This is a genomic window from Sinomonas sp. (assembly GCF_051955515.1).
Lineage (GTDB): Bacteria > Actinomycetota > Actinomycetes > Actinomycetales > Micrococcaceae > Sinomonas.
Genome location: NZ_JBQCGQ010000248.1, coordinates 1 through 14548, shown reverse-complemented (window position 1 = coordinate 14548; position 14548 = coordinate 1). Strand labels below are relative to the sequence as shown.

The 14548-nt window shown below is 67.7% G+C and carries 16 protein-coding genes and 1 pseudogene; 4 read left to right on the top strand and 13 right to left on the bottom strand.

All coding sequences use genetic code 11. The features are described from left to right. Window positions 1–147 precede the first annotated feature (147 nt). The 7 genes and pseudogenes from ACTHL9_RS14930 to ACTHL9_RS14900 all read right to left on the bottom strand — a co-directional run. Window positions 148–327 (bottom strand): annotated as a pseudogene (locus ACTHL9_RS14930) (Sec-independent protein translocase subunit TatA); the annotation flags it as partial. A 19-nt stretch (window positions 328–346) separates the two neighbouring features. Continuing rightward, window positions 347–2701 carry a polysaccharide lyase family protein gene (locus ACTHL9_RS14925; RefSeq protein ID WP_440520073.1) on the bottom strand — a complete coding sequence of 785 codons (2355 nt, stop codon included), beginning with the start codon at window positions 2699–2701 and terminating at the stop codon, window positions 347–349. Between the two features lie 198 nt (window positions 2702–2899). After that, complete coding sequence (ccsB, locus tag ACTHL9_RS14920) at window positions 2900–3943, bottom strand: c-type cytochrome biogenesis protein CcsB (RefSeq protein WP_440520075.1); 1044 nt, start codon at window positions 3941–3943, stop codon at window positions 2900–2902. Further along, window positions 3943–5616 carry a cytochrome c biogenesis protein ResB gene (gene resB, locus ACTHL9_RS14915; protein WP_440520072.1) on the bottom strand — a complete coding sequence of 558 codons (1674 nt, stop codon included), beginning with the start codon at window positions 5614–5616 and terminating at the stop codon, window positions 3943–3945. Before resB ends, ccsB begins: the two co-directional genes overlap by 1 nt. Next, complete coding sequence (locus tag ACTHL9_RS14910; RefSeq protein WP_440520071.1) at window positions 5616–6368, bottom strand: cytochrome c biogenesis CcdA family protein; 753 nt, start codon at window positions 6366–6368, stop codon at window positions 5616–5618. Before ACTHL9_RS14910 ends, resB begins: the two co-directional genes overlap by 1 nt. A gap of 1 nt (window position 6369) precedes the next feature. Continuing rightward, window positions 6370–6984: a TlpA family protein disulfide reductase gene (locus ACTHL9_RS14905; RefSeq protein ID WP_440520070.1), complete on the bottom strand. Its 615-nt coding sequence runs from the start codon at window positions 6982–6984 to the stop codon at window positions 6370–6372. Beyond that, on the bottom strand, window positions 6985–7653 hold the full coding sequence (locus ACTHL9_RS14900) for a histidine phosphatase family protein (protein ID WP_440520069.1): 669 nt from the start codon (window positions 7651–7653) through the stop codon (window positions 6985–6987). Window positions 7654–7870: 217 nt separating this feature from the next. Between ACTHL9_RS14900 and ACTHL9_RS14895 the strand changes: the two genes are divergently transcribed. The 3 genes from ACTHL9_RS14895 (at window position 7871) to ACTHL9_RS14885 (ending at window position 10034) form a co-directional block, all read left to right on the top strand. Beyond that, complete coding sequence (locus ACTHL9_RS14895; RefSeq protein ID WP_440520068.1) at window positions 7871–8419, top strand: YceI family protein; 549 nt, start codon at window positions 7871–7873, stop codon at window positions 8417–8419. A gap of 160 nt (window positions 8420–8579) precedes the next feature. Then, window positions 8580–9422, top strand: a complete 843-nt coding sequence (locus ACTHL9_RS14890; RefSeq protein ID WP_440520067.1) for a hypothetical protein — start codon at window positions 8580–8582, stop codon at window positions 9420–9422. Between the two features lie 24 nt (window positions 9423–9446). Next, window positions 9447–10034 (top strand): hypothetical protein, encoded by a 588-nt coding sequence (locus tag ACTHL9_RS14885; RefSeq protein ID WP_440520066.1) that lies wholly within the window; start codon window positions 9447–9449, stop codon window positions 10032–10034. A 12-nt stretch (window positions 10035–10046) separates the two neighbouring features. Here the strand turns inward: ACTHL9_RS14885 and ACTHL9_RS14880 are convergent, their stop codons facing one another. Next, a complete protein-coding gene (locus ACTHL9_RS14880; RefSeq protein ID WP_440520065.1) occupies window positions 10047–10769 on the bottom strand; it encodes a redox-sensing transcriptional repressor Rex in 723 nt (240 codons plus the stop codon). 116 nt (window positions 10770–10885) lie between these two features. Beyond that, window positions 10886–11140: a glutaredoxin family protein gene (locus ACTHL9_RS14875; RefSeq protein WP_440520074.1), complete on the bottom strand. Its 255-nt coding sequence runs from the start codon at window positions 11138–11140 to the stop codon at window positions 10886–10888. Between the two features lie 77 nt (window positions 11141–11217). Here ACTHL9_RS14875 and ACTHL9_RS14870 point away from each other — a divergent pair, with 77 nt between their 5' ends. After that, the gene (locus ACTHL9_RS14870; protein WP_440520064.1) at window positions 11218–12027 is read left to right on the top strand and encodes an HAD family hydrolase; all 810 of its coding nucleotides are present in this window, start codon (window positions 11218–11220) and stop codon (window positions 12025–12027) included. Window positions 12028–12235: 208 nt separating this feature from the next. Here ACTHL9_RS14870 and ACTHL9_RS14865 read toward each other — a convergent pair whose 3' ends face one another. The 4 genes from ACTHL9_RS14865 to ACTHL9_RS14850 form a co-directional block, all read right to left on the bottom strand. After that, complete coding sequence (locus ACTHL9_RS14865; protein ID WP_003792170.1) at window positions 12236–12334, bottom strand: 30S ribosomal protein bS22; 99 nt, start codon at window positions 12332–12334, stop codon at window positions 12236–12238. A 120-nt stretch (window positions 12335–12454) separates the two neighbouring features. After that, a complete protein-coding gene (locus ACTHL9_RS14860; RefSeq protein ID WP_440520063.1) occupies window positions 12455–12667 on the bottom strand; it encodes a helix-turn-helix domain-containing protein in 213 nt (70 codons plus the stop codon). Between the two features lie 93 nt (window positions 12668–12760). Beyond that, entirely contained in the window at window positions 12761–13876 is a 1116-nt protein-coding gene (locus ACTHL9_RS14855; protein WP_440520062.1) for a 3-deoxy-7-phosphoheptulonate synthase, read from the bottom strand. 257 nt (window positions 13877–14133) lie between these two features. Next, window positions 14134–14548 (bottom strand): acetylxylan esterase (locus tag ACTHL9_RS14850; RefSeq protein WP_440520061.1); only part of this gene is annotated, 415 nt, incomplete at its 5' end.

The window sequence follows — 14548 nt, the reverse complement described above, 5'->3', positions numbered from 1 at the left end:
GGACGACGACGGCGCACCCAGCAAACGTGACGGCGCCACCAGGTGCCCCGCGCCCCACCGCCGCCACCACCGCCACACGCCAAAGACCGGGCGCCCCACCTTCGGGGCACCCGGCCTTTGGTCATGGCGCGTCCTGGCTTGTCAGCTCGAGGACGACGACGGCTGCTCGCCGTCCTCGCTTCTCATCTCCTTGACCTCGGAGCGCAGGATCCGCATGGACTGGCCAAGGGCGCGCGCCATTGCCGGGAGCTTGGGTGCCGCAAACAGCAGGAGCGCCACAACGACGATGATGATGATCGGCCAGGGGCTATCGAAGAGTCTTCCCACGGTAGGTCCTTTCTGGTGGTCAGCCAGCGGTCGCGGTGGTGCGTCCGCCGGCGGCACTGAGGGTCCCCGCGAGCGGCGAGCCACCAGCGACGGTGATCTGCGTGACGGTGCTCGCACCCGGCGCGAGCACCGCGGCAACCGGGACGGCGAATTTGCTCGGATCCCGGCCGATCACCTGGGCGGGCTTGCCCGAAGGGGTGCTGACGGCATGGATGCGCACGTCGCGCGCGGTTCCGGGTCCGTCGTTGCGCACCGTCAGAGCCCACGTCGTCGCGCCCCCGGAGTAGGTCTTGGCCAGGGAGGCGGTGAGCTTTGCGGCCGCAGATGGGGCACCCTCGTCGACCTCGAGGACCAGCGTGTCCCACCCCGGACCCTTCCCGGCCGGAGCCGGCGCACCGTGGGCGAACGTGATGGTGTTCTCCCCCGCGACGAGCAGGCTGGCCGGGAACGACAGCACCGCCGTGCGGGGGTAGCCGCTGCGGTCTGCCTGCCGGGCGATGGTGGAGTCGTTGTTGTTGGGGAGGGACCCAGTGATCGCTGAGGAATTGCCGTTGACAGCCACGGTGGGAGCGCCGCCCTGCTGCATCGCCGTCGCGACCGTAAGGTACGCCGTCCCCGTGAAGGCACGCTCGAGGGCGAACCGGACGGTCCACGTGCCCCGGTTCGTCTGGGCGTAATACCAGTCGGTGGGTTCCCAGCTCTGGCCGATGGTGAACGTCAGGTCGGCCGGAATGGCGGCGGGCTTCTCGTAGCCTCGCGGCTTCGCGGTCACTGGGGACTTCGTGGACAGCGCGTACTCGCCGGCGGTGCGATCCGATCGACCGATCTGCCACAGGAAGGTCCCATGCGCCCCAGGGCTCCAGACGATCTCACCCAGATCCTGCTGGCCCCCGCGGACGACGACGCCGGGCTGGCGATAGAGGTCGGTGACCGATCCTTCGGCGGGCTGGATATAGAGCACATAGGCTCCCGGGGCCGTACTGCCGGGCTGCCACGCCGGTGGGATGCCGGGGAGCTCGAAGCGGCCGTCGCCGTCGGTCCTCACGAAGTAGGTCGGTTCGGCAATGGGGAAGACGCTCTCGCTGTCCTGGGTGGAGAGGATCACGTGGAAGTCCGAGGCGGGGCGCCCGTCCGCGAGGCGCACCCGTCCCGTCAGAGTCGTGCGCTGGGCCTGCGAGGGGTAAAGGGAATCGGCTACCCACGGGGCTCCGGCCCGATGCTCGCTGATCTCGGCCTGGGCCATGCGCGCGGCTTCCGCGATCATCGCGTCCGGCGTGGCTGGGTCGCCCACCGTGAAGAAGGTCAGCCAGGGCCCGTACAGACGCCGGTATCCAGCCGGAATGGCATAGCCGGGCTCGCCGTAGTGGTTGCGGGAGAAGTAGTTCAGGATCAAGGCGTCCTGGTGGATGGCCAGGTCCTGGTGCTGCGGACCGGCGCCGTAGAAGGCGCACAGGGTGTCATCGGTGACGCCGCCGAGCGGGGTGAACCACGCCCCGAAGCCATGCCCGAAGTGCCCGAACATCGGGTTCTCGTGGTGGTACAGGCTCCAGTCGTACTTGCTGTAGACGCTGCCGGCCGGCAGATTTCCCGAGTTGCTGTCGGGGCTGGGCAGATTCGGGTTGTTGACCCCATCGACTCGCCACGTCTCATCCTGAACGCTCTGCTGTGTGGCGAGGTAGGCGTACGTTGGCTGCTGCCCGGCACCGCGCTCCCAGTTGTAGGCGTGGTCCAGGACGCTGCGGTCCCATCGGGTGTTCATCCGGACCTCGCTGATGGAGGTGTCGGTCACCGCCGTCATGATGTCGTACCCGTAGATGCCGCGATGACCGGAGCGCATCACCAGATGGTGCTCGTGTCGCAAAGGGGTGCTCGTCGTGTCCACGAACGCGACCTCGACCAGCCCGGGCTCCGCCCGCAGGACGTCCACCCTCGAACAGACCAGGCGCGTCTTGCCGCCGGAGGCGTCGACGTAGAAGGAGTGCTGGCGATCGGGGTCACGCGGATCCACGCCGTTCAGGTTGTGGGCGAGCTCGGTGCCGGCGACCACGACCGACGTCGCCGTGATGGAGACGTCCTGCCAGCCTGTCTTGACGCCAACGTCATCCCGCCCGAAGGTGGCACGGACAAGACCGTTGTCCAAGACCAGCTCGGGCACCTCGGCCGGGAACACATAGCTTCCCACTGTGGCGGGCGAACCGCCGATCAGGACCTTCACGCCTTCCCCCGCTGCCTGCGTCGTCGCGGCGGTCGCGGCCTGCACTCCGGCCTGGCTTGCGAGCGCTGCCCCTACCGCGACCCCGCCGAGCCCCTGGACGACCCTCCTGCGCGTCACTCCCCGCATGCTCTGCATCTCGTCTGACTTCTGTGGCTGCATCTCTGGCTCCTCGGTGAGCTCGTTCAGACTTCCGGAAAGCGGTTTCCGGACGGATTGAAACGATTATTCCGAGAGGGAGGCGGAGAAGTCAATGCGCAAAAACGCTTGCGCCGTCAGTCTTGCAGGGTCCACACCCTGCAAAGCTGACGGCGCAAGAGAAGTTCCGAAAAAGGGCGGAACGCCGCGCTCAGAGGGCCCCTACGTCGGGAGCCCCGCGTACGAGTGCAGGCCCGAGAAGTACATATTCACGACCGTGAAGTTGAAGATCACGCACAGGTAGCCGACGATCGAGAGCCATGCGGCACGGGTCCCCGTCCAGCCACGCGTAGCACGGGCGTGGAGGTACGCCGCATACACGACCCAGATGACGAAGCTCCAGACTTCTTTCGTGTCCCAGCCCCAGAAGCGGCCCCACGCCTTCTCGGCCCAGATCGAGCCGAACATGACCGTGAGCGTCCAGCCGACGAACGCAATCGTGTTGATGCGATAGCTCAACGTCTCGAGCGTCAGTGCGCTGGGGACCAGCCGCAGGAAGCCCCCGCGGTCCTCGCCGCCCGCCGCAATCTTCGCCTCGCGCCGCGACTGGATGAGCTGGAGGACGCCCATCGAGAACGTCAGCGTGAAGAGAGCCGAGGAGAGCACCGCGATCGACACGTGGATCACCAGCCAGTAGCTCTGCAGCGCGGGAACGAGGTGCCCGACCGGGGTCCAGAAGGCCACCGCGGCGGCCACCATCATGACGACCGCGAGGCCCAGGACGAACGTGCCGAGGAAGCGCAGATCCCGCCTGATGAGGGTGATGAGGAAGACGGCCACCACGAGGAACGCGCCGGTGGTGCAGAACTCATACATGTTGCCCCATGGCACGCGGCCTGCTGCGACGCCTCGCGTGACCACGCCCGCGGCGTGGATCAGGAGGCCCAGGATGCTGAGCGCCACGCCCACGCGGGCGGCGTTGCGCCGCGTCGTATAGGCGAGACCCCCGTCTGCCACCTCGGCGATGCGCGCCTTGGCGGAGGACGACGGCGGAACCGGGCTGCCGCCGTCGTCCGCGCCTTTCGCCGCGCCCGCCATCGCGGGGACTTTCTGCTTCTCCGCCAGGAGGGCGGCGTCGCGCTGGGCGGTCTTGCCGCTCGTCGCCATGTCCCACGCGAAGGCGAGGAACGCGACGACGTATGTTCCGGCGGCGAGCAGCATGAAGAGCTCGCTGTACTCGCCGAGGGTCTGGTTGATGGGGAGCATCACGAGCCCTTCCCTGAAGTTGACTGTGTCCTATTCTCCGCCTGGAGCCCCCAGACCTTCGAAAGGGCGGAATGGATGGCCCTGCCCTCCGCGGCGAGACCGTGGTCCTCGCCGCGGGCCAGAAGCCCGTATTCGACCATGGTGCGGCCGTCCTCGTGGTCGCCCAACCGCAGCCACAGGCGGCGGCGCGGGACGAAGAGCGAGGCGATGAGCCCGGCGAGGGAGAACAGCCCGAAGCCGAGCGCCCACACCTGACCGGGGTTGTGATGGATGTCCAGCGCCACGTACCGCTTGAGCCCGTCGAAGCTGATGGAGCCCTGGCCGTTCGGCAGCGTGTACGTCTGGCCTGCGTCGAGCACGATGCCGCCTGCTGGCTTGTCCCGGCCGTTGACCTGGGTGAGCTTGGAGACGTCCAGTGCGAAGACGTTCTGCGGCGCGCCCTTGTCGAGGCCGAGGTCCCCCACGTAGGAGTTGAGGTTGAGCTCTGGGTTGAGCGGGTCCGGGTCGGCGCTGTAGGCCACCCCGCTGGAATCCTTGACGGAGGCCGGGAGGAAGAACCCGACAAAGCCGAGCTGGGTCGGCTTCGCGTCGGGAGCTTTGATGACGAGCGTGGACGTGTACACGGCGTCAGTCGGGAGCGAAGGGATCGGACCTTGGAACGCGATCTTGCCGTCGCCCCCACGGACCGTGACCACGGGAGCGTAGCCATTGCCCACGAGGTAGACGCTCGTCCCGCCGACGTTGACCGGGTCGTTGACCTTGAGCGTCTGCTGCTTCGCCTCCGATCCGGGCGAGTCCTTCGTGGTGAGCGAGGCCGTGAAGTCGAGCGGCTGGCCGAAGTGCCCGGGAGACTCGCGGTCGTAGCGGACGTCGAACTTGTCGAGCTGGATCGAGTACGGCTGGAGCCACGACGACTGGAAGTCCGTCCCCGGATTGAACTGGTCGTAGCCCACGAGGGTGTTGACGAACGTGTCCCCCTCCACAAGAGTCCGCTGGCCGCTGTAGCCGAAGAGGCCGCCGATCGCGACCGAGACGAGCACGCCCACCAGGCCGCTGTGGAAGCACAGGTTCCCCAATTCGCGCAGGTAACCCCGCTCGGCGCCGACCGAGGCGAGCGCATCCTTCCCATCGGCCGGGCGGAGGTCCACGCGGTACCCGCGCTTCTTGAGCACGGACGCGGCCTGCTTCGCAGCCTCCTCCGCGCCGAGGCCTTCCTCGGGGGGGACCACGAGGGTTCCGTAGACGGGCAGGCGCGAGAGCCGCGCCGGCGTGCGGGGCGGCTTCGAGCGCCAGGCCTTCCAGTGCGCGATGGCCCGCGGGATCACGCAGCCGATGAGCGAGATGAACAGCAGCAGGTAGATCGCCGAGAACCAGACCGACGAATACACGTCGAACATCTGGAGCTTGTCGAGGATCGGCCCGTAGTCCGGATGGTCCTTGAGGTACTGCGTGACCGCGGCCGGGTCGACGGGGCGCTGCTTGAACAGCGATCGGGGCACGGCCGCGACGGCAAGCAGCAGGAGCAGGAAGAGCGCGGTCTTCATGCTCGTCAGCTGCGTCCAGGCCCACCGCAGCATGCCGAGGAAGCCGAGGACGGGGAGGGCGACGTCGTCCCGCGTCCGCTGCTTCTTCGGCTTCTTGGGCGTCTTCGAGTTCTGGGTCTTCAGGCTCATCAGATGGGCGGCCTCACGGTTCCGATCCACAGCTGCAGCTGCGAAATCCAATGGCTCCAGACGCCCGAGACGATGAGCACGCCGATGAGGATCAGCATGCCCCCGCCGAAGGCCTGCAGAGCCCTGCGGTGCTTCTTGAAGAATTTGAGCGCGCCCATGCCGCGCCGGAACGCGAGGGCGATCAGGAGGAACGGCACGCCCAGCCCGAGGCAGTAGACAAAGGTCAAGAAGGCGCCCTTGTACGCGGTCGGGCCGTCCGTGAAGGCCAGCAGCTGGACCGAGGCGAGGGTCGGGCCGATGCACGGAACCCAGCCGAGGCCGAACGTCACCCCGAGCAGGGGCGCGCCCCAGAGGCCTGCGGGAGGCTTCGCGTGAACCCGCGCCTCGCGCTGGAAGATCCCCAGCCCGCCCATGAACACGATGCCCATGAGGACGACGACGATGCCCAGCACGCGCGTCAACCACACCTGCGAGGTCGCGAGCCACGAGCCGAGCTGGCCGAACACTGCCCCGGTTGCCACGAACACGACCGTGAAGCCCAGCACGAACAGCCCGATGCCCGCGACCATTCGGCCGCGCTTCTGCTTCTCGAGGTCCACGCCCGTCAGGCCGGTGACATAGCCGAGGTATCCAGGGACCAGCGGAAGGACGCAGGGCGAGACGAAGGAGACGACGCCCGCGAGGAGCGCCACGGGCACGGCGAGCAGGAGGGAGCCGTTCAGGACGGCATCGCTGAAGCTGTTCCCGCCCACGCTACTCGGCCGCCGCGGACTGGATGAGGGCCTTGAGGGTGCCCTTGTCGAGCTCCCCGAGGATGCGCGCTGAGACCCGGCCCTGCTTGTCCAGGACGAGGGTCGTGGGGACGGCTCCCGGCGGCACCATGCCGGACACCGCGAGCAGGACCTTGCCATCCTGGTCGTTGAAGCTCGGGTACGTGATCCCGAAGTTCTGCTCGAACGCCTGCGCTGTGCCCTGCTCGTCCCTGAGGTTCACGCCGTAGAAGCCCACGCCCTGGGACGCGAACTCGTCGTGCAGGGCTTTGAGGCTCGGGGCCTCGACCCGGCACGGCGCGCAGGCCGCGAACCAGAAGTTCAGGACCGTCACATGCCCGGCGAAGCTCGCCGAGTCGACCTTCGTACCGTCGTACAGGGTGCCGGTGAACGCGACGGGCGGCTTGCGCTGGTCCTTCGCGTACTCGGTCACCGAGCCGTCGCCGGCAACGTAGTTCTTGTTGTCCCCTGCACGGGCCTGGGCGGCGAGGGGATCGTTGGACGCACAGCCGGCGAGGACCGCGGCAGCCACGGCTGCCGCGGGGAGGCCCGCTGCGAGGGAGAGGAAGCGACGACGAGTGTGGTCAGAGCTGGCCATTCATGCCCCCGGGGTAGTCGCGGCGCCGGGCAGGAGCGCGGCGGCGGGCTCGGCGTAGCGGAGCGAGACGACCGCGCCGCTCGCTGCATCGACGGTGAGGCTTGTGACGGACGCAAGCGTGCATTCGCGCATCCGCGGGTCGTGCCACAGCGCGCGGTTCTGGACTTTGAGCCGGGTCACCCAGATCGGGAGCTGATGGCCCACCAGAATTGCCTGGGCCCCGTCACCGCCGCGGTCGACGGCGGTCCTCGCCGCATCGGTCACCGCGGCCAGGACTCGGGTCGCCTGGGCTTGATACGGCTCGCCCCACGACGGGACGAACGGGTTCACGAGATAACGCCAATGGCGCGGCTTCGCGAGCTCGGCGCGGCTCACGCGCAAGCCCTCGAAGACGTTCTCGGCCTCGTTGATGCGCGGCTCGGTCTCGATCTCGAGGCCGAGCGCGGCGGCAGTGGGGGCCGCGGTCTCCTGGGCCCGCGTCAGAGGTGAGGCCGCGAGATAGACGAACCGCGCGCCGTCGTCCGCCTTCTGCAAGAAGTATTCGGCGACGCATTCCGCCATCTTTCGGCCCCGCTCGGAGAGGTGGAACTCCGGGAGCCGCCCGTACAGCACACCGGTCGGATTGTGGACCTCGCCGTGGCGCAGCAGATGGACGGTGGAAGAGGGCATGACATCCAGTTTCTCAAATCGGAGAGGCTGCGGGAAATCGTCGGGCAGCTGCGGGACGTCCCCGGACTCCTCTCATTCTACGAGCAGTAGAACTACAGGGCGTTCCCGAGAGTTCCCTGTGAAGTCAGACACAGGGGGTAGCGGAACATGCATTTGCATGGATAGTATGGAGGCATTGATTGACGCTTCAACAATTACCCCCACTAAGGAGATCATCATGACCGTCCCCTCGGGCATCACCACCGGCATCTGGACCCTCGACATCGCCCACAGCGACGTCGCCTTCACCGTCCGGCACGCCGGCATCAGCAAGGTCCGCGGACGCTTCACCGACGCCGCCGCGACCGTCAACGTTGGCCACAGCCTCGCCCAGACCAAGGTCGAAGCCACCGTGAAGACCGCCTCGTTCGATTCCGGCGACGCCAACCGCGATGGCCACGTCAAGAGCGCCGACTTCTTCGACGTCGAGGAGTACCCGGAGATGACCTTCGTCTCCACCGCGATCGAGCACAACGGCGAGTCCTACGACGTGACGGGCGACCTCACGATCAAGGGCGTCACCCAGCAGATCACCATCGAGACCGAGTTCAACGGCGTGGCCGTCGACCCGTTCGGCACGACCCGCGCCGGCATCTCCGGCGAGACCACCATCTCCCGCAAGGAATTCGGCCTCACCTGGAACGCAGTCCTCGAGACCGGCGGCGTCCTCGTGAGCGACAAGGTGGTCATCTCGCTCGACCTCGCGTTCACCGCTCCCCAGGCCTGATCTCCGCCCTGGGAGCAAGTTCGCAGGGCTCTCGCAGCGCCGATCCGGAAATCCCGGATCGGCGCTGTTGTTTTTTCCTCTCGAATGACGGTACCTCCCGGTAATGTGAGCAGTGCGGGGACGGATGCTGGCCGTCCACAGGCCGACTGGAGGACGAGCCATGAGCACCTCATCACCACAGCCCGATCAGCCGCGCGACGACGAGGAACGTTCCGGTCCCGCCCAACCGCCCGGACCGCCGGAGCCAAAGGAGCCGCGGCCGGCACCGCGCTACGGGGAGTACGCCCCGGGCCAGCAGGCGCCCCCATACGGGCAGCCCCACTACGGACAGCAGCCGCCTTATGGCCAGCAGGCACCTTATGGCCAGCCTCCGCAGTACGGGCAATACGGCCAGGCACCTCAGTATGGCCAGCAGCCCCAATACGGGCAACAGCCCCAATACGGCCAGCCGCCTTATGGCCAGCCAGCGCAGCAGTACGGCCAGCCGGCGGGATACTGGGCGCCTCCGCAGGAGGCCCAGCGCAAGGCTGTCACGGTGGCGTTCTGGCTCCTCATCGCGACGGCAGTCGTCGAAGTGCTCATGGGGATCTTCGGGCTCGCGGTCAACATGAGCAATCTCTCCGCGTTCCGTACCATCTACGACGAGCAGACTGCCGGTCAGCCCTCGCAGATCAGCTTCGAGGAGTTCCGCAGCGTCCTGGTGACCGTACTGTGGGCGGCCTTCGTCGGCGCTATCGTCAACGCCGCCATCCTGGTGGTCAGCGCAATCTTCCTGCAGCGAGGACGCCGGTGGGCCCGGACGCTCGGAACTGTCTTCTTGGCCCTCACGATCTTCAGCTTCGTGGTGTCAGGTCTGTTCGCCCTGATCACCGTCGCCCTCGCGGTGGCGTCGATCGTGCTGCTGTTCCGACCCGGTGTCACGGCATACCTCAACGCCCACAACACTTTCGCCAATCCGTATACCGGGCCTCCGCGATCGTTCGGGAACCCGTACGGGCAGTAGCAGCTTCAGAAGGGGGAAACGCACATGACTGAAAACTACTCGGGCCCGTGGCCGAGCCAGGTGCCGACCGGGACGTTCCCCGGGATGCCCCAGACGGGGTTCCAGAGGCCGCGGACGGTCACTGCCGCGTTCTGGTGCCTTGTTGCCTCGGCGGTGCTCCCGTTGGTCCTCGTGCCGTACCAGATTCAGGTGTTCACCGACACGTTCACCACGGTCATGGCGGAGTACACCGTCCAGTCTCGGCGTCCGATTCCGCCGGGGCTGCTCGACCAGATCATGAACATCGCCGTCCCCTCGTTCTGGGTGGGCGCGCTCCTCGGCGCTGCCGTCGGGGTCCTCATCGCGTTGGGCATCCGCGCTGGCCGCAACTGGGTGCGCATCCTGCAGACCGTGTTCGCCGCCTTGAGCCTGCTCAGCGTCCTTCTGGGAGCCGTGCTCATCCTCAGTCTCGGAACGCAGATGGTGGGCGAACTCGCCCGATCCTTCCCTGTGTACATCGTGAGCGCCGCGACGACCACCGCATACATCGTGGCCACGGTGCTCGAGTGGCTTCCGCCGTCGAACGCCTACTTCTCGCTCGCGAAAGCCGCGCGCGGCGGCTACGTTCGCTGATCCCCGCGAAGGCTAGTCCACCGTCGTACCGGCTGCAGGTTCGCCGTGCTCGTCCTCCCCGGAGTGGCCGCCCGCCTCGCCGCGCTGAGCGTGGTAGGCGAGGATCTGCAGCTCAGTCGCCATGTCCACCTTCCGGAGGGTGACCCCCCGCGGCACCTGGAGAATGGTCGGCGCAAAGCTCAAGATGCTGCGCACTCCTGCCGCGACCACCCGGTCGCAGGCTTCCTGCGCCACCGAGCCGGGCAGTGCGAGAACGGCCATGTTCGCCTTCGTGCGCCGGAAGATCGCCTCGAGGTTGGCGGCGTCCGTGACGCGCAGCCATCCGACCTCGTTGCCGATCACCTGCGGGTCCGTGTCCAGCAGCGCGACCACCTCGAACCCCCGCGTCTCGAAACCGCCGTAGCGGGCCAGCGCGCGGCCCAAGTTGCCCGCCCCGACAATCGCCACGCGCCAATCGCGGGTGAGGCCCAATGCCGCCGAAAGGTGCTGGAGCAGGTTCTCCACTTCGTAGCCCACGCCCCGCGTCCCGTAGGAGCCCAGCTGCGAAAGGTCTTTGCGGAGCGTGGCGGAACTCACGCCGGATGCCTCCGCCAATTCATCGGACGAGACCCGCTCGACTCCCTCGGCCACAAAGCCGTTGAGCGCGCGGAGGTAGATCGTCAGGCGGGCGACGACGGCACTCGGCAGGCGCTTGGCGGCTGGCTCGGCGTCGGGCATCTTCGCGTGAGACGTCATCGCCGCGCTCCTCCCACATCTGCCGATTCGCCCCATGACCGGGCTGTTTCACTTTAGGACCGGGCCGGTCCGCCGCCAAAACTGGCCCCGCCACGAACAACGCCTGCGCCATGACCTCAGTCTCGCGCCGCTGCCTCGACTGTCCGCCGCAAGCGCGCCTCGTCGATCTTCCAGAAGTCCCGCTGCACGCCGTCGACCAGAACCACCGGGACTTCCTCGGCGAAGCGCTCGGTGAGGTCTGCGTCGTCGTCAATCAGCTGTTCGGACCACCCCAAGCCGAGCGATGCGGCAACTCGGCCCACGGTTTCGCGGGCCGCCTCGCAGAGATGACAGTCGCGGCGGGTCAGCAGAACGATCTCCGGGGCATGCATCGTTCCACGGTAGCGCGGGGCGATGGCCCACCATGACCAGCGCGGAGCGAGCCGCACCGAGTGATTAGACTCGGACCATGCCTGCCGAGAAGTTCGCGTCTGCCCCGGCGCGCCCAGCCCCGCAGGCACGGCCCGCCGAAGCTGCGTTCTTCGACGTGGACAACACCCTGATGCGCGGCGCCAGCATCTTCCACGTGGGCCGCAAGATGTACGAGCGGAAGGCCTTCACCCTGCGCGATGCCGCAGGGTTCGCGTGGAAGCAGTTCACGTTCCTCCTCCGCGGCGAGAAACTCGAGGACGTTCATTCGATTCAGGCGTCGGCCCTGGCCCTCGCGGCCGGCATCCGCGCCGAGGACGTCGCTACCGTGGGCTACGAGGTCTACGACGAGATGATCGAATCGCGCATCTGGCCCGGCGCGAAGGCCCTCGCCGAGCAGCATCTGCGCGTGGGTCGACGGGTGTGGCTCGTGACGGCGACGCCCATCGAGATCGCCTCCGTGATCGCCGAGCGCCTGGGGCTCACCGGAGCCTTGGGCACAGTGGGCGAGATCGAGAACGGCGCCTATACCGGCCGGCTCGTCGGCGAGATCCTGCACGGCCGTGCCAAGGCCGAAGCCGCTGCGGAACTCGCCGAGCGCGAGGGGTTGGACCTCAAGAGGTGTTGGGCCTACTCGGACTCGCATAACGACATCCCGCTGCTGAGCCTCGTCGGCCATCCCGTGGCGATCAACCCCGACGTCCGGCTGCGGCGTCACGCGAACGCCCACAACTGGCCCATCTACGATTTCCGGGCCGGGCGACGCGCCGCGACGCTCGGCCTCAAGCTCGCCACCGTCGGCGGGGCGATCTACGGACTCTGGCGCAGCTACACGCGCTTCCGCCGCTAACCCCGCCCACTCCTCTGTTTCGGGTACGCCAACTCACGATCTGGATCGTTTCGGGTACGCCAACTCACTTGGAGTATGGCTATGAGGGGCCGGTTGGTGCACCCGAAACGGCTGGGGGCGGCGGTTGGTGTACCCGAAACGGCAGCGAGGCCCGCCCCCGCAGTCGGGGACGGGCCTCACTTCACCTGCCTCTGCTGAGGCGTCGCGCCTACTTCTTGTTGCGGCGCTGGTGACGAGTCTTGCGAAGCAGCTTGCGGTGCTTCTTCTTGGCCATGCGCTTGCGGCGCTTCTTGATAACTGATCCCACAGAAGATCCTTACAGTAGTTGGAGTCCCGGGCCGCTGGCCGGGGCGCCCAGAGGCCGCTGCAACCAACTGCTGGTGACGTAACGTAAAACGTTCCTGAACAGAATACAGCACGCGAGACGTCACGCCGTTTCGGAGTGCCCCTCGACGGCAGCATGCCGAACGTACTCCTCGACCGCGGCCTCAGGCACGCGATACGAACGCCCGAAGCGAACAGCGGGCATCTCCCCCGAATGCACGAGCCGGTACACCGTCATCTTGGAGACCCGCATGACCGCCGCAACTTCGGCGACCGTGAGGAAGCGAGTGTTTGCGAACTCCCCCGATCCAGCCATCTTCAGTTCCTCGCTCGCCGTTGTGCCCTCACCTGCGCATTGCTTTTACTGTAGTTGCTGGAGGGACTCTTGTGAAAGTGGCATTTTCCGAGGTCAGACGGCGATCCTCCGGCTCCGTGCCGCACCCGCGAGGTGGCCGAGCACGTCCTCCGTGACGGCCCAGTCCATGCACGCGTCCGTGACGGATTGACCGTACACGAGCTGGTCCTTGCCCGCCGCGTGCGCGGCGACGTCGAGCGTCTGCGCCCCGCCGAGCAGGAAGCTCTCGAGCATGACGCCAGCGATCGCTCCCGAGGACGGCCCTCCGGCCGCGATCTGGGCCCCCAGCTCGAGGGCCACTTCGGCCTGGCGGTGGTGGTTCTTGCCGCTGTTCGCGTGGCTCGCATCGACCACCAAGCGCGGATTCAGGGCCTTGGCGGCGAGGGTGGCGGACGCCGCGACGACGGAGTCGGCGTCGTAGTTCGGGCCCGCCGCGCCACCGCGGAGCACAAGGTGAGTGTCCGCGTTGCCGGACGTTGCGACGAGGGCGGCGCGGCCGTCGTCGTCAATCCCCAGGAAGGCCTGAGCGGCGGAAGCCGCGCCGCAGGCGTCGATCGCGACCTGCAGGCCGCCGTCGGTCCCGTTCTTGAAGCCGACTGGCATCGAGAGGCCCGAGACGAGCTGGCGGTGGATCTGGCTCTCTGCCGTGCGCGCGCCGATCGCGCCCCAGGCGATGGCGTCGGCGGTGTACTGCGGCGAGATGGGCTCGAGGAACTCGGTGGCGGTCGGCAGACCGAGGCCGAGTACGTCGAGCAGCACGCGGCGGGCGGCGCGGAGGCCGGTCGCGATGTCGTGCGAGCCGTCGAGGTGCGGGTCATTGATGAGGCCCTTCCAGCCCACCGTGGTGCGCGGCTTCTCGAAGTACGTGCGCATCACCACGAGCAGGTCCTCGCGATGCTCGCGGGCGACGAGGGCGAGTCGCCGAGCGTAGTCGAGGCCCGCCTCGGGGTCGTGGATGGAGCAGGGGCCGACGACGACGAGCAGGCGGTCGTCAACGCCGTCGAGCACGGCGCGCACCTCGTCGCGGCTGCGGGCGATCGTGGCGGCGGCGTCGGCGGTCAGCGGGAGCTCTGCGAGGAGCTCTCGTGGGGTGGGCAGCGGGGCGAATTCGGCGACGCGGGCATTGCGGAGTGCGGGAGCTGCCTGGGCTGCGAGGGCTTGCGGGTTCATCGGTTCCTGTCTCTCTCCGACAGACCCCGCGTTCAGAGCCTGCCTGGAATGGCGAAGGGCAGGGACCGGAGTCCCTGCCCTGTCGGCTCTGAAGGTTGGTATGCGCGTATCTACGCTTGGCCCTCCAGAGCCAACGCAAAATACGCATACCAACGCTTGATCATGCGAGCACCTTACGGGATCCGCCACCCTCCCGCCAACCCTGCGGATCTGACGGCGCAACATTGAGGCACCCTGCGGAGGTGACGGCGCAACATTCAGGACAGGAGCTTCCGCAGCCACGCGAGCTGCCGGGCCACGTGGTGCTCTCCCCCGCCCTCGTGGTTGTTGAACGGGTACTCCTCGATGGACTTCTCGACGGCCACTGGGGAGGACTCGCCGTAGTTGTTGTACGTGGCGTAGACGGTCGACGGCGGGCACGTGGTGTCGCGGAGGGCCACCGAGAAGTACGCCGGGACGCGCGCGGCGCGGGCGAGATTGACGACGTCGAAATACTGCAGCGTCGCGAAGGCGGCCTCGACTTCGCCGCGGTGCCGCTTGAGGTAGTTCTCGAGCTCGGGGTACGGCCCGGTCGTGGCGATGTCGAGGGCGCGTGGGTAGTCAGCCAGGAAGTTGACGTCGGGCAGGCAGGCGATCACGCCGTCGACCCTTCCCGCGGCGAGCCCCGCCGCG

Bases quoted from the DNA above. Each gene is read 5' to 3' on its own strand.
- ACTHL9_RS14900 (WP_440520069.1), bottom strand. From the start codon at position 7,653: ATGCCCTCTTCCACCGTCCATCTGCTGCGCCACGGCGAGGTCCACAAT.
- ACTHL9_RS14860 (WP_440520063.1), bottom strand. From the start codon at position 12,667: ATGGCTGGATCGGGGGAGTTCGCAAACACTCGCTTCCTCACGGTCGCC.
- ACTHL9_RS14885 (WP_440520066.1), top strand. From the start codon at position 9,447: ATGACTGAAAACTACTCGGGCCCGTGGCCGAGCCAGGTGCCGACCGGG.
- ACTHL9_RS14925 (WP_440520073.1), bottom strand. From the start codon at position 2,701: ATGCAGCCACAGAAGTCAGACGAGATGCAGAGCATGCGGGGAGTGACG.
- ACTHL9_RS14875 (WP_440520074.1), bottom strand. From the start codon at position 11,140: ATGCATGCCCCGGAGATCGTTCTGCTGACCCGCCGCGACTGTCATCTC.
- ACTHL9_RS14895 (WP_440520068.1), top strand. From the start codon at position 7,871: ATGACCGTCCCCTCGGGCATCACCACCGGCATCTGGACCCTCGACATC.
- ACTHL9_RS14870 (WP_440520064.1), top strand. From the start codon at position 11,218: ATGCCTGCCGAGAAGTTCGCGTCTGCCCCGGCGCGCCCAGCCCCGCAG.
- ACTHL9_RS14855 (WP_440520062.1), bottom strand. From the start codon at position 13,876: ATGAACCCGCAAGCCCTCGCAGCCCAGGCAGCTCCCGCACTCCGCAAT.
- ACTHL9_RS14890 (WP_440520067.1), top strand. From the start codon at position 8,580: ATGAGCACCTCATCACCACAGCCCGATCAGCCGCGCGACGACGAGGAA.
- ccsB (WP_440520075.1), bottom strand. From the start codon at position 3,943: ATGCTCCCCATCAACCAGACCCTCGGCGAGTACAGCGAGCTCTTCATG.
- ACTHL9_RS14880 (WP_440520065.1), bottom strand. From the start codon at position 10,769: ATGACGTCTCACGCGAAGATGCCCGACGCCGAGCCAGCCGCCAAGCGC.
- ACTHL9_RS14905 (WP_440520070.1), bottom strand. From the start codon at position 6,984: ATGGCCAGCTCTGACCACACTCGTCGTCGCTTCCTCTCCCTCGCAGCG.
- resB (WP_440520072.1), bottom strand. From the start codon at position 5,616: ATGAGCCTGAAGACCCAGAACTCGAAGACGCCCAAGAAGCCGAAGAAG.